At 63.4% G+C, this 13,615-nt stretch carries 14 protein-coding genes, 1 pseudogene and 1 riboswitch; of the genes and pseudogenes, 6 read left to right on the forward strand and 9 right to left on the reverse strand.

Features of this window, described 5'->3' with window-relative positions:
* The first annotated feature begins 75 nt into the window (after positions 1-75).
* Complete coding sequence (locus tag V1294_RS04210) at positions 76-486, forward strand: helix-turn-helix domain-containing protein (RefSeq protein ID WP_334495344.1); 411 nt, start codon at positions 76-78, stop codon at positions 484-486.
* The gene (locus tag V1294_RS04215; protein WP_334495346.1) at positions 483-1,415 is read left to right on the forward strand and encodes an IS3 family transposase; all 933 of its coding nucleotides are present in this window, start codon (positions 483-485) and stop codon (positions 1,413-1,415) included. The genes V1294_RS04210 and V1294_RS04215 overlap by 4 nt, the downstream gene beginning before the upstream one ends.
* A gap of 554 nt (positions 1,416-1,969) precedes the next feature.
* Here the strand turns inward: V1294_RS04215 and V1294_RS04220 are convergent.
* From V1294_RS04220 to V1294_RS04245, 6 genes are all read right to left on the reverse strand, one after another.
* Positions 1,970-3,124: an IS110 family transposase gene (locus V1294_RS04220; RefSeq protein WP_334495347.1), complete on the reverse strand. Its 1,155-nt coding sequence runs from the start codon at positions 3,122-3,124 to the stop codon at positions 1,970-1,972.
* A gap of 90 nt (positions 3,125-3,214) precedes the next feature.
* A complete protein-coding gene (locus V1294_RS04225; protein WP_334487983.1) occupies positions 3,215-4,000 on the reverse strand; it encodes a succinate dehydrogenase iron-sulfur subunit in 786 nt (261 codons plus the stop codon).
* A 105-nt stretch (positions 4,001-4,105) separates the two neighbouring features.
* Positions 4,106-5,977, reverse strand: coding sequence for a succinate dehydrogenase flavoprotein subunit (gene sdhA / locus V1294_RS04230; protein WP_334495349.1), 1,872 nt, complete (start codon positions 5,975-5,977; stop codon positions 4,106-4,108).
* A 3-nt stretch (positions 5,978-5,980) separates the two neighbouring features.
* The gene (sdhD, locus tag V1294_RS04235; RefSeq protein ID WP_334490129.1) at positions 5,981-6,355 is read right to left on the reverse strand and encodes a succinate dehydrogenase, hydrophobic membrane anchor protein; all 375 of its coding nucleotides are present in this window, start codon (positions 6,353-6,355) and stop codon (positions 5,981-5,983) included.
* 14 nt (positions 6,356-6,369) lie between these two features.
* Positions 6,370-6,768: a succinate dehydrogenase, cytochrome b556 subunit gene (sdhC, locus tag V1294_RS04240; RefSeq protein ID WP_334487987.1), complete on the reverse strand. Its 399-nt coding sequence runs from the start codon at positions 6,766-6,768 to the stop codon at positions 6,370-6,372.
* A 212-nt stretch (positions 6,769-6,980) separates the two neighbouring features.
* On the reverse strand, positions 6,981-7,178 hold the full coding sequence (locus tag V1294_RS04245; protein WP_334495350.1) for a hypothetical protein: 198 nt from the start codon (positions 7,176-7,178) through the stop codon (positions 6,981-6,983).
* 177 nt (positions 7,179-7,355) lie between these two features.
* Here V1294_RS04245 and V1294_RS04250 point away from each other — a divergent pair.
* Positions 7,356-8,217 (forward strand): annotated as a pseudogene (locus V1294_RS04250) (sulfite exporter TauE/SafE family protein).
* Positions 8,218-8,235: 18 nt separating this feature from the next.
* Here V1294_RS04250 and V1294_RS04255 read toward each other — a convergent pair.
* Positions 8,236-8,541 carry a DUF3658 domain-containing protein gene (locus V1294_RS04255; RefSeq protein ID WP_334495351.1) on the reverse strand — a complete coding sequence of 102 codons (306 nt, stop codon included), beginning with the start codon at positions 8,539-8,541 and terminating at the stop codon, positions 8,236-8,238.
* Positions 8,542-8,567: 26 nt separating this feature from the next.
* The gene (locus V1294_RS04260) at positions 8,568-10,094 is read right to left on the reverse strand and encodes a malonate--CoA ligase (RefSeq protein ID WP_334495352.1); all 1,527 of its coding nucleotides are present in this window, start codon (positions 10,092-10,094) and stop codon (positions 8,568-8,570) included.
* A gap of 89 nt (positions 10,095-10,183) precedes the next feature.
* On the opposite strand from V1294_RS04260, the gene V1294_RS04265 reads away from it, so the two are divergent.
* Entirely contained in the window at positions 10,184-10,945 is a 762-nt protein-coding gene (locus tag V1294_RS04265; protein ID WP_334495354.1) for an SDR family oxidoreductase, read from the forward strand.
* A 114-nt stretch (positions 10,946-11,059) separates the two neighbouring features.
* On the opposite strand, the gene V1294_RS04270 is transcribed toward V1294_RS04265, so the two are convergent.
* On the reverse strand, positions 11,060-11,983 hold the full coding sequence (locus V1294_RS04270) for an aminotransferase class IV (RefSeq protein ID WP_334495357.1): 924 nt from the start codon (positions 11,981-11,983) through the stop codon (positions 11,060-11,062).
* A gap of 182 nt (positions 11,984-12,165) precedes the next feature.
* Positions 12,166-12,246: riboswitch (ZMP/ZTP riboswitch) on the forward strand.
* Positions 12,247-12,281: 35 nt separating this feature from the next.
* Between V1294_RS04270 and folB the strand changes: the two genes are divergently transcribed.
* A complete protein-coding gene (gene folB, locus V1294_RS04275; protein ID WP_334487999.1) occupies positions 12,282-12,692 on the forward strand; it encodes a dihydroneopterin aldolase in 411 nt (136 codons plus the stop codon).
* A 286-nt stretch (positions 12,693-12,978) separates the two neighbouring features.
* Positions 12,979-13,533 (forward strand): fasciclin domain-containing protein, encoded by a 555-nt coding sequence (locus V1294_RS04280; protein ID WP_334495359.1) that lies wholly within the window; start codon positions 12,979-12,981, stop codon positions 13,531-13,533.
* The last annotated feature ends 82 nt before the right edge of the window (positions 13,534-13,615 follow it).

Consider the following 13,615-nt stretch of genomic DNA (forward strand, 5'->3'; position numbering starts at 1 on the left):
ATCCGGGATTCTCACTGGAGTGCACCCCAAAAGTGAGACACGGGAAATTAGGGACAGTTCTCTAACGGAGAACGCATGTCCAAGAAATCTCCCCGTATTTTCAGCCGAGAATTCAAGCTTGAGGCGGTGCGCCGCATTTTGGCGGGCGAGCGCATAAGGGCTCTTTCACAGGAGCTGAATGTGCTGCGCAAGGATCTCTATGCATGGCGCGATCTGTTTCGGGCGGGCGGGGCGGAGGCGCTGCGGCCGCTGGGTCGACCGCGGAAGGGCACTGCCGTTGTCGCGGCGAAGGTGACGGAGCGGGCGCGCGAGGTTGCGGCTGGCGACATTGCCGCGCCAGAGCGGGTTGCCGAACTTGAGCGCAAGATCGGCCAGCAGCAGATCGAGCTCGATTTTTTTCGGCAAGCCTTGCGGCGGGTCAAGGAAGCACGCCGGCCGAACGCCGGACCTGGCGTGACGGGATCTACGCGGTCATCCAGGCGATGACGATCCCCCTGCTGCAAGGCGAACTCACGATTGAGCGGATGTGCGTGCTGGCTGGCGTCAGCCGGGCCGGCTACTACCGGCACTGGGCGGCCTCCGCCCCGCGCGTGGAAGAAGCCGCTGTGCGGGACGCGATCCAGCGGTTGGTGCTTGCGTACACGCATTACGGCTATCGCCGGATCGCCGCGCAGTTGCGACGTGAAGGCTTTGCGGTGAACCGCAAACGCGTGCTGCGCCTGATGCAGCAGGATAATCTGCTGTGCCTGCGGCGGCGGCCGTTTGTGCCGGTTACGACAGACTCGCGCCACTCCTGGCGCGTGGTACCGAACCTGGCCCGCGGCATGGTGCCGAGCGGCCTCGACCAGCTCTGGGTGGCGGACATCACCTACATCCGGCTGCAGGAAGAGTTCGCCTATCTCGCCATCGTGCTCGATACCTTCAGCCGGCGCGTGGTCGGCTGGGCCCTGGAAACGCACCTGGAGGCGCGCCTGGCGATCGCCGCACTCTCCATGGCGCTGGAGGCGCGCCGGCCAACGCCCGGCAGCCTGATCCACCACTCCGACCGCGGCATCCAATACGCCTGCGGCGACTACACTGAACTACTCCAGCGGCACGACATTGCCCCAAGCATGAGCCGGGTTGGCAATCCCTACGACAATGCCAGAGCCGAGAGCTTCATGAAGACCCTCAAGCAGGAGGAGGTCAACGGCCAAACCTACCGCGATGCGCAGCATGCGAAAAATGCCATCGGCACCTTCATCGAGGAGGTGTACAACCGCCAACGGCTGCACTCGGCGCTGGCTTACCGGCCTCCCGCCGAGTTCGAAGCAAATCTACCGGGCTGCGGGGCTGCTGCGCAGCAGCCCCGCAGCCCGGCCGCTATCTCTCAACCCGCCCTGCCGCCACAAGCGGCGGGCACAACCTGTCCCTGATTCTTGTGTCTCACAGCAGGGGTGCACTCCACACGGCCGGATAAACCTGTCCCGGATTTCGCTTCGCTCCATCCGGGCTTGTATGGGGTTGTGGTTGTCAAGGGGAATGATTGATCAGGGCATGTGTTGCTCCCGGTCGTTGTCGTGGAGCGCGCTGCGCTCGCAGTGGCTGTTTCGTTCCGATGGTTGATCGCTGCGCCAGGCGCGGCCGCGGTCAAGGTTGGCCGCAGGCCACCGCCGGAGGCGGCGCGTAGCGACCTTGACGGCGGCAAGGCTGGCGCGAAGCTTTCGGATCGGAACGTTTTGGTGCGCGCGGTGAGCGGGTTGACGCGACATCCTGGACTGGGCCGTGACGTTGTTATGCGGCAGACACCGCATCAACTTGTATCCGGTCGGGTGTGGTGACCCGGACCCTGATCTTTCATGCACGGGTGAAGGTAAGGCCCAGAAGAGACGGGACCCATCTACGAAAGCGGAATCCGAAGACCCAAACCCGGGTTCGGTCACACGTCTGTCCTGGGTCACGTCGGCCGTCATTGGCGCACCGGCGTTCGTTAGAGGCTTGGGCGCAGCGCCGCGCCGGTTGGCACGAGGCCGGTTTCCAGATAGCGCCACAGTGCCACCATCAGCTTGCGCGCCAGCGCTACGATGGCGATCTTGCGGATGCGGCCCTTGAGGTTGCCAACCCGCGCGCGGAACCAGCGGCTCAGCTCGCTGTCGGGCTGATGGCTCAGCCACAGCCAGGCGAGCTCGATTGCGGTCGTTCGCGCCCGGCGATTGCCCGCCTTGCTGATGCCTTGTTGTCGACGGCGGGCGCCGCTGTCGTAGGGCATGTCGGTCAGTCCGACGCAACTGCCGACCTGACGCCGGTTCTTAAAGTCACGGTAGAAGACCTCGTTGGCCAGGAGCTGGGCGATGTGCGGGCCGATTGCCTTGAGTTGGGCAAGCTGAACCGCCTTCGCCTCGACCGAGTCCTTTGCCGGTGCCCGATGCGCGGCCGCATTCGCCGCCTCGAGCGCCTTGATCTGCGTGTGCACCAATACCAGCCGCTCATGCTCGCGGCGGATCTCGTCCTTCAGCCGTGGCGGCAGAACGCGCCCATCGCCGGTACGCACCTCGTCCAGACCCGACAAGAAGCCCGGCTTCAGGGGCATGACATCGCGGATGCCCTGGCCATGCAGCAGCCCCTTGATCCGGTTGCTGTGCCCGGTGCGCTCCTTCAGCAGCCGCTCGCGCTCGCGCGTGCGCCGTTTGCGATCCTCGTCCTCAGGCGTGGGAACCCGAACCATGCTGCAAACCCGCGGTTCGCCCCGCAGATACGCCAGAAACGAGCGCATCAACTGCGCCAGGTCGATCCGATCGGTCTTGGCCCGCCGGGCCCGCCGGTTCACCTCGATGCTCGACGCATCGATCTCGTAATTGAGTACCTCGTTGTCGGCCAGCCAGCGGTGCAGCCAATGACCGTCGAGACCCGCTTCATAGCAGGACAGAATACGAACCGGCTTCCCCGCCTGCGCCGCCTTCGCCCGAGCCTTGACCAGCAAACCCGACAGCGCCGCCAGGTCGCCCCCATCAATCCGGTAACGGCTCATCTTCTCGCCGCCAGGCATCATTATGCCCAGCTGCCATTTCGCCTTGCTCAGTTCGAAAGCAATGTAAACCGTGCCATACTCGCAGCCGGCGGGTGTGCCAGTGTGATCAGTGCGCATCGTTGATCCTCCGGGTGGTTGGGTGCTCGCAAACTCAGCTTACCCCTGACCACCTGCCACCCCATAGGATCTACGGGACAGCGCCAGCCCCTAGATCTGGCGCTCGACCATCTTCAGCTTGAGTTCGGCGATGGCTTGCGACGGGTTCAGGCCCTTCGGGCAGGCCTTGGCGCAATTCATGATGGTGTGGCAGCGGTAGAGCCGGAACGGGTCTTCGAGGTTGTCGAGCCGTTCGCCGGTGGCCTCATCGCGGGAGTCCGACACCCAGCGATTCGCCTGCAGCAGCGCCGCCGGCCCCAGGAAGCGGTCGCTGTTCCACCAATAGCTCGGGCAGGAGGTCGAGCAGCAGGCGCAGAGGATGCACTCGTAGAGGCCGTCGAGCTTTTCGCGGTCCTCGTGGCTCTGCTTCCATTCCTTCTGCGGCGTCGGCGTAGTGGTCTTCAGCCACGGCTCGATGGAAGCGTATTGCGCGTAGAAATTGGTGAGGTCGGGCACCAGGTCCTTCACGACCGGCTGGTGCGGCAGCGGGTTGACCTTGACGGCGCCGCCCGCGGCCACGTCGTGCATCGACTTGGTGCAGGCCAGCGTGTTCTGGCCGTCGATATTCATGGCGCAGGAGCCGCAGACGCCTTCGCGGCAGGAGCGGCGGAAGGTCAGCGTCGGATCGATATGGTTCTTGATCCAGATCAGGCCGTCCAGCACCATCGGCCCGCAGTCGTTGATGTCGACGTGATAGGTGTCGACGCTCGGGTTCTTGCCGTCGTCAGGATTCCAGCGATACACCCTGAACTCGCGCGTCTCGGTCGCGCCCGCCGGCATCGGCCAGGTCTTGCCGCCGGTGATCCTCGAGTTCTTGGGAAGTGCGAATTCAGCCATATGTCCTGCCTCTGCCGTTCTTCTCGTCATTGTCGGGCTTGACCCGGCAATCCATCCTCTTTTGAAGCCGGATGCGCGGAACAAGTCCGCACATGACAAGTACGATCAATACACCCGCGCCTTCGGCGGGATGTACTGGACGTCGTTCGTCATCGTGTAGTCGTGCACCGGGCGATAATCGATCGTGGTGTTGCCGCCATGGTCGATCCACGCCAGCGTATGCTTCATCCAGTTCTTGTCGTCGCGCTCGGAAAAGTCCTCGCGCGCATGCGCGCCGCGGCTTTCGGTGCGGTTCGCCGCCGAATCCATCGTCACGACCGCCTGCGCGATCAGATTGTCGAATTCGAGCGTTTCGATCAGGTCGGAATTCCAGACCAGCGAGCGGTCGGTGGTGGCGACGTCGCCGATGCCGCCATGGACCTTGTGGATCAGGTTCTGGCCTTCGTGCAGGATCTCGCCGGTGCGGAACACCGCGCAATTGCTCTGCATGACGTGCTGCATGCCCTCGCGCAGCTTCGCGGTCGGCGTGCCGCCGGAGGCGTAGCGATAGCGATCGAGCCGGCCGAGCGCCAGATCGGAAGAATCCGCCGGCAGGTCCGGTTGCTTGCCGCCCGGCGTCAGTTTTTCCGCAAGCCGCAGCGCAGCCGCGCGGCCGAACACGACGAGGTCGATCAGCGAGTTGGAGCCGAGGCGGTTGGCGCCGTGCACGGACACGCAGGCGGCTTCGCCGATCGCCATCAGGCCGGGCACCACCGCATTGTCGTCGCCGTTGATCTTGGTCAGCACTTCGGCGTGATAATTGGTGGGGATGCCGCCCATGTTGTAGTGCACGGTCGGCACAATCGGGATCGGCTCGCGGGTGACGTCGACATTGGCAAAGATTTTTGCCGATTCGGAAATGCCCGGCAGCCGTTCATTCAGCACCTTCGGGTCGAGATGGTCGAGGTGCAGGTAGATGTGGTCCTTCTTCTTGCCGACGCCGCGGCCCTCGCGGATTTCGATCGTCATCGAGCGCGAGACGACGTCGCGGGAGGCGAGGTCCTTGGCGGAGGGCGCGTAACGCTCCATGAAGCGTTCGCCCTCGGAATTGACGAGATAGCCGCCTTCGCCGCGGGCGCCCTCGGTGACGAGGCAGCCCGAGCCGTAGATGCCGGTCGGGTGGAACTGGATGAATTCCATGTCCTGCAGCGGGAGACCGGCGCGCAGCACCATGCCGCCGCCGTCGCCGGTGCAGGTATGCGCCGAAGTGCAGGAAGCGTAGGCGCGGCCGTAGCCGCCGGTCGCGAGGATCGTGGTTTGCGCGCGGAAACGATGCAGCGTGCCGTCGTCGAGCTTGAGCGCGATCACGCCGCGGCAGACGCCCTGGTCGTCCATGATCAGGTCGATGGCGAAGAACTCGATGTAGAATTCGGCCGAATGGCGCAGCGCCTGGCCGTACATCGTGTGCAGCATGGCGTGGCCGGTGCGGTCGGCCGCGGCGCAGGTGCGCTGCGCCTGGCCCTTGCCGTAGTCCATGGTCATGCCGCCGAACGGGCGCTGATAGATCTTGCCGTCCTCGGTGCGCGAGAACGGCACGCCCCAATGCTCGAGCTCGTAGACGGCTTCCGGCGCGTTGCGCACCATGTATTCGATCGCGTCCTGGTCGCCGAGCCAGTCCGATCCCTTGACGGTGTCGTACATGTGCCAGCGCCAGTCGTCCGGATGCATGTTGCCGAGCGACGCCGAAATGCCGCCTTGCGCGGCGACCGTATGCGAGCGGGTCGGGAACACTTTGGTGATGCAGGCGGTGCGCAGGCCGGCTTCCGAGCAGCCGACCACGGCGCGCAGGCCGGCGCCGCCGGCACCGACCACCACCACGTCGTAGGTGTGGTCCTCGATCGGATAGGATTTACCGTTGGTGGCAGGACTACTTCCGATTCCGCCACCGCCGTTGGTGGCCTTGCCGTTGCCTTGAGCAGCCGTCCTTTGAGTAGCCATGGGTTACACTCCCGATGACAATTTAAGGATCGCGTAAATCGAGGCCAAGGCCACCGCGATACAGAAGAAATTATTGGCCATCACGCTGGCGAGCTTCAGCTTCTCGTGGTGCACATAGTCCTCGATCACGATCTGCATGCCGATCCGCATATGCCAGGTGCTGGCGATGATGAAGAGGACCAGGATGATCGCGATCGGCAGCGAGCCGAGAATTTGCGCGGCGCCGGCCTGATTGCGGCCGATCAGCATCAGGACGATCACGATGACGGGCATGATCAGGAGCACCATCGCCACCGCCGTCAGGCGCTGGCGCCAGAAATCGGTGGTGCCGGAATGCGAGGAACCGAGATTGCGGACGCGGCCGAGCGGCGTGCGCATCGAGCGAGGGCCGCTCATCGTCCGCCTCCGACCGTATAAGCGATGATCCAGACCAGCACGGTCAGCGAAATTCCCGCGATCAGCGCGCCCCAGGTCAGCGCCTCGCGCTCATTGGCCTTGAACCCATAGCCGAGGTCCCAGAAGAGGTATCGGATACCGCTGCACAGATGATGCAGCAGCGCCCACGTGTAGCCGAACACGATCAGCTTGCCGATAATGCTGCCGGTAAAGGCCTGGACATTGGCGTAGGCCCCCGGGCCGGACGCCGCGGCAATCAGCCACCAGGAGAGCAGCAGGGTGCCGAAATAGAGCGCGATTCCGGTGGCGCGATGGATGATGGAAAGCGCCATCGTCAGGGTGACGCGATAGGTCTGCAAATGGGGCGATAGCGGTCGTTCGATCCTGGCGGTCATTCGGCGGCTTCATGTTGTGTGGAACCGCGGCCGGCCCATGGGGATGCGCGGTAGATGAATTCTATTTACGTAGTCGCACCAGTCCGCGCAACGATCAAATCGCTTGAAATGGAACTAGCGTTCATTGCTAGGAGGCTATGAAACGCGATTAATCAGCGGCTTGGTATACCACGACCATTTGGCACGATTTAAGAATTGAATATTGATTCTGTTTATCGATCAACGCGGGCCTGCGCACCTGGCGGATCGACGCCGCGCCAGTGTTCGACGAGGTAGTCGACGAAGGCCCAGATCGTCGGCGAAGCGAGCCGCGACGGCTGAAACATCAGGTGCAATGGCGTCGATGCCGGCTCGTAGTCGGCGAGCAGCCGCACCAAGTGGCCGGCGGCCAGATCGGCCTGGCCTGCCACGACGGCACCCGCACGACGCCGGGCCTTCCCTCGGCAGCAGTGGCGAGCGCGTCGAGGCTATTCATCCAGAGCCGACCCGATATGCGGATTTTGCGGCCCGCTTCGAAGCAGCTAAGTCTCGCGGAACGGCCATCCAGACGCGCGGCCGCAGGTTCTGAACGTGGGATGCTCACAGACATGGTGGCCGGCCTCGATCCCCAGGAACTCATCGAACTCGCCTTGCTCCTGATCGCGGTGGGGGCGTTGTCGGGATTTCTGGCCGGCGTGTTCGGCATCGGCGGCGGCGCCATCCTGGTGCCGGTGTTCTACGAATGCTTCCGGCTGGCCGGCGTGCCGCTGGAGGTGCGGATGCCGCTCTGCATCGGCACCTCGCTTGCGATCATCATCCCGACCTCGCTCTCTTCGTTTCGCGCTCATTACAACAGGGGCGCGGTCGACCTGGACATCCTCCGGCGCTGGTGGCTGCCGGTCGTGCTCGGTGTTACGGCCGGCAGCGTCACTGCACGCTTTGCGCCGGAGCGCCTGTTCAAGATCGTGTTCGTGATAGTGGCGTGGTCGGCGGCGGCGCGGCTGTTGCTGGCGCGGGAAAGCTGGAAGCTCGGCGACGACGTGCCGAAGGGCTTTCTGATGCGTGTCTACGGCTTTTTCGTCGGGCTGTTATCGACCTTGATGGGCGTCGGGGGCGGACTGTTCGCGAACATGCTGATGACGTTCTACGGCCGGCCGATCCATCAGGCGGTCGCGACCTCGTCGGCGATTGCGGTGTTGATCTCGATCCCCGGCGCGATCGGTTATGTCTATGCCGGCTGGCCCGCCGCGGCGCGCTTTCCCGACGTCGCCCGCGCTGCAACTGCCATTCACGCTTGGCTATGTCTCGCTGATCGGCGCGCTATTGGTGATGCCGACCACGCTCGTTACGGCTCCGCTCGGGGTGAGGGTTGCGCACGCGTTGTCGAAACGCGCGCTGGAAATGGCGTTCGGCGCGTACATGTTCATTGTCGGCGGCAGGTTTGCGATCAGCCTTTTGAACGGGCAGTAGCCGTTCGGCGCAGGCGGCCTAGTCCTTCAGTCGCACTTCGCTATGACGCCATTTGCGGAGATCGCCGGCGCCTTCGATCCGATCAGACTCGGCTAACGCCCCGATGCGGGCGCCGAGGATCTCCTCATTGATTGCCAGATCGAGCTCCTCGCATCGCTTCATTGCCCTGGCGATGATCATCGCGGTCTTCTGCAACCGTGAGGTCATGACCGAAAAGATGAGCTGGTCGAGATCAGCTTCGGATATCGAATCTGGAAGAGAAACCTCTTCCCATCGAAGCGTGCTGCTAATGGCGGGAATTTCACCGGAAGGTGCCTTGCCCATTGTCCGTCCCCCCAGGCCTACGGCACCTACTTCGCGTATATCTTCGCGTAGGTATCCCGCAAAATATTCTTCTGCACCTTGCCCATGGCATTGCGCGGCAGTTCGTCGACCACGAACACACGCTTCGGCATCTTGAACTTCGCGAGCCTGCCGTCGAGCGCGTTCAGCACGCCCGCTTCGGTGATATCGGCGCCCTTGTTGCAGACCACCACGGCGGTAACGCCTTCGCCGAAATCGGCATGCGGCACGCCGATCACGGCGGATTCGATCACGCCCGGCATGGCGTCGATCTCGCTCTCGATTTCCTTCGGGTAGACGTTGAAGCCGCCCGAGATCACCAGGTCCTTACCGCGGCCGAGGATGTGGACATAGCCCTTGGGGTCGATCTTGCCGAGATCGCCGGTGATGAAGAAGCCGTCGTCGCGGAATTCGGATTTTGTCTTCTCCGGCATCCGCCAGTAACCCCTGAACACGTTCGGGCCCTTGACCTCGATCATGCCGATCTCGTCGCGCGCAATCTCCTTGCCGGTCTCGGGATCGGTGACGCGGACGGAGACGCCGGGCAAGGGATGACCGACCGCGCCGGGTACGCGCTCGCCATCATAGGGGTTGGAAGTATTCATGTTGGTTTCGGTCATGCCGTAGCGCTCGAGCACGGCGTGCCCGGTGCGCGCCGACCACTCGCGGTGGGTATCGGCGAGCAGCGGCGCGGAGCCCGAAATGAACAGCCGCATATGCTTGGTTGATTCCTTCGACAGCGCCGGGCTTTGCAAAAGCCTTGTGTAGAAGGTCGGCACGCCCATCAGCACGGTGGCGCGCGCCATCAGCTTGATGATCATTTCGGGATCGAACTTCGGCAGGAAGATCATCGAGGCGCGGGCGAACAGAGTGACGTTGCTCGCCACGAACAGGCCGTGGGTGTGGTAGATCGGCAGCGCGTGGATCAGCACGTCCTTATTCGTGAAGCGCCAGTAGTCGACCAGGCTGTAGGAGTTCGACGCCAGATTGTCGTGCGTCAGCATCGCGCCTTTGGAACGGCCTGTCGTGCCCGAGGTGTAGAGGATCGCCGCAAGGTCGTCATTGGCGCGCGCGACGGTTGCAAACGCAGCTTCCGCTTTGGCGGCGGCATCCGTGAGCGATCCCGTTCCGTCGGGCCCAAGCGTTTCGACTTTTGCCTTCACCTTCGCCGCGATCGCGCCGATGCCTTCCGCCTTCGAAGGATCGCACACGACCAGCGACGGTTCGGCGTCGGAGATGAAGTAGTCGAGTTCGTTCAGCGTATAGGCGGTGTTGAGCGGCAGGTAGACCGCGCCCGCGCGCACGGTCGCGAGATACAGCACCAGCGCCGGCACTGATTTCTCGGTCTGGGCTGCGACGCGGTCACCGGGCTTGACGCCGCGCGACACCAGCACGTTCGCCATCTGCCCGGCGCGGGCAATCAGATCGCCATAGCTGATATGCGTGCCATCGAGCATTTCGATCGCGAGCCGGTTCGGATCGTCGAGCGTGTCGAACAGGCGGGAAAACAGGTTGGCGTTGGCGGTCGTGTTCATGCATCATTCCCTGAGAGGGCGCTGGCCTGCGGAATTTCGCCGGCTGGAATAGCAAGAACGACCTTCATAAAGCAACGGAGACAGTTTGCATGACAAATAGCGGGAAACGCGTGGCCTGGGTGACGGGCGGTGGCAGCGGAATCGGCGCGTCAGGGGCGGAATTCCTGGCGGCGGATGGCTGGATCGTGGTGGTTTCGGGCCGGCGCAAGGACGCGCTGGACAAGGTGGTGGCAAACATCACCAAAAAGGGCGGCAAGGCCGAGGCGATCGCGCTCGATGTCAGCAACAAGGCCGACGTGGACAAGGCGGCGGAACAGATTCTCGCCAATCACGGCCGGATTGATCTCTTGGTCAACAGCGCCGGCATTAACGTGCCGAAGCGAAGCTGGGCCGACATGGAAGTGGACGGCTGGGACAAGGTCGTCGATATCAACCTGAATGGCGTGCTCTACTGCATGCGCGCGGTGCTGCCGGCGATGCGGAAGCAGCAGGACGGTTGCATCATTAACGTCGCGTCCTGGGCCGGCCGTCACGTCTCGAAAATGCCGGGCCCGGCCTACACCACCACAAAACATGCGGTGCTGGCGCTGACCCATTCCTTCAACATGGATGAATGCGTCAATGGCCTGCGCGCCTGCTGCCTGTCGCCCGGCGAGGTCGCGACCCCGATTTTGAAGCTGCGCCCCGTGGTGCCGTCAGAAGAAGAGCAGGCGAAAATGCTGCAGCCGGAAGATTGCGGTCGCACCATTGCCTTCGTCGCCAGCATGCCCGCGCGGGTGTGCATGAACGAGATCCTGATCAGCCCGACGCATAATCGCGGGTTCATCCAGACGCCGCACAATCGGGATTAGGACGAACTCCCTCCATCGTCGTCCCTGCGAAAGCATGCGAAAGCAGGGACGACGAGAGAGATGGGGCGTCACGGCACGGCTCGGGCTCTCAAAAGTTTCGCAAATCACGATAATTCAGTCGCCGGCCTCGGCCTCCAGGGGGCGGACCGGCGTCCGGTGCCAGCCCTCCTCGTGCTTGCGCCAGTAGGTGTCCTTGAGCCGCATTGAGATCGGCCCGGGCCGATCGTTGCCGAGGATGCGCGCGCCGATGCGCGACGCGGGCATGACGCCGCCGGCCGTCGTCGCCAGGAAGACCTCGTCCGCGTGGTCGAGCGCCGATCGGGGAATCGGTTCAACCGCAGCCTCGATGCCGAGTTCGGCGCAGAGCTCCAGCACCGATCGGCGCGTGATGCCGTGCAGGCTGCCGCGATCTGATGTCGTCACCCTTCCGTCCTTCACGAGGAAGACGTTGAAGCCCGGCCCTTCAGTCAAGAAACCTTGCGTGTCGCACAGCACTGCGGTGTCGAAATTGGCGTCGTGCGCCTCCAGCAGGCCGGAGGTCAGATCGTTCCACTGATAGTTCTTGACCGTGGGATCGACCGAGGCGTCGGGCACGCGCGGCGTCGAGGCGACCCAGACATGGGCCCCGCGCGCCTGTACGTCCTTCGGAACGACATCGATCCAGGGCAGCGCATAGGCGATCAGGTGGTTTTCGCAATCGGCCGGCCGGCGTGATCCCGCAACGCGCGGCCGTCCGCGCGAGGCCACCATCGCGACATAGGCGTCCGAAAGGCCGGTCAGCGCCACGCAGCGATGCAGGATCGCCTCGATCGCGGTGCTGTCTTCCGGTGGCCGGATCCGGCGCTTCGCCATCGAGCGCTCGAAACGATCGAGATGGTCGGCAAGCCGGAAGAAGCCGCCCTTGAACACATGCACGACGTCGTAGACAACATCGGACCGCGTAAAACCCCAATCCGTGACGGGCAGCGTCGCTTCGGCGATCGGGACGAAGCGCCCCCTGACATAGCCGGCACCCTCGGCGAAGATCGAGTCCTTCATGCGTCATCTCCCAAGCATCACACAGGTATCGCAAGGGCTCCAGCCATCCCAAGCCGTTGCGCGGCGCCACAGTAATGCCAGTTATTGGTAACCGTACAATTCCACATTCATTGCAGCGCTCCGAAGCCAGCTCGGAAATGTCAGGCTCACCCTTGAGCCGCGTCGATTGTGCCTCTATACAAGCAATCTCGCGCGACTGGCGATCGCAGATGGAGCACCATCGGGAAGCGCGAGGAATTGCGCCGCGCGCCTGGGCAATCGGATAATCCGATCCACCTTCTCGTGAAGGAGCGGCCCAATGTTGACGACCATCCAGATCGCCGGATTGCAGACCTTCGGATACCATGGCTTGTTCGAGGAAGAACGCAGCCTCGGCCAGAAATTCACCTTCGACATCGACGCGACGTTGAATCCGGCTCCAACGCACCGGGACGACAGATTGGATGCATCGATCCGCTACGATGCCGTGGTGGACGCCGCGGTGAGCCTCGCCGGCGCGATGAAATATCAAACGCTGGAAGCGCTCGGGGAGGCCGTTGCGATCGGCCTGCTGCGACGCTTTGCATTGATCGACACCATCACCGTTGGCGTGTCCAAGTTCAGCCCCCCAATCCCGCATACGCTCAGCAAGGTCGGAATCGCGGTGCGCCTGGCGCGATCCGATCTGGCGAATTCGCCGACGGCGGAGGCGCTGGAAGTACTTGTCTAGATTGTTGCGTTAGCTTCGTAGATCCTCCGGGTGGTTGGGTGGTCGCAAACTCAGCTTACCCCTGACCACCTGCCACCCCATAGGATCTACGGGTGTCCGTCGACGCACGGCCTGCCCCCGCAAAAGTTTCAGCCATCACGATAATTTATTCGCCGAAACCGGCCGAAAAACCTCCCGTAGCTCGGCCCAACGACGACGAAATCAACCCGGTCCATCGGCCTGGCGTCGTTGTTTTCAGCACCGGCGGATGCCCCGCCGGCCATCGCAATCCTCGGGAGAAGATTCCATGTCCAAACGTATTGCACTTCTGTCCGCCGCCGCCTTCAGCGCACTGGCTTTCACCGCCTCCATCACCGCGCCCGTCAGCGCGGAGGAAAAGACCGTGATGGTCGGGGGCGCGGCAATGTTCCCCTCCAAGAATATCGTCCAGAACGCCGTCAACTCGAAGGATCACACCACGCTGGTTGCCGCGGTGAAGGCCGCCGGTCTGGTCGAAACCCTGGAAAGCAAGGGCCCGTTCACGGTGTTCGCGCCGACCAACACCGCCTTCGGCAAGCTGCCGGCCGGCACCGTCGAGACGCTGGTGAAGCCTGAGAACAAGGCGACCCTGACCAAGATCCTCACCTACCATGTCGTGCCCGGCAAGCTCGCCGCGTCCGACCTGAAGGACGGCATGAAGCTCAAGACCGCCGAAGGCGAGCAACTCTCGGTCAAGCTTCAGGACGGCAAGGTCTGGATCATCGACGCCAAGGGTGGAACCTCGATGGTCACGATCTCGAACGTCAATCAGTCGAACGGCGTGATCCATGTGGTCGACACCGTGCTGATGCCGGCGTCCTGAGCTCCCGCGCGCCCCTGACTGGTCCCAACAGGGCGTGTGGATTGGCGAGCCGGGGCAACCCGGCTCGCTTTTTTGTGAACCC

Source organism: Bradyrhizobium sp. AZCC 1678 (assembly GCF_036924765.1).
GTDB lineage: Bacteria > Pseudomonadota > Alphaproteobacteria > Rhizobiales > Xanthobacteraceae > Bradyrhizobium > Bradyrhizobium algeriense.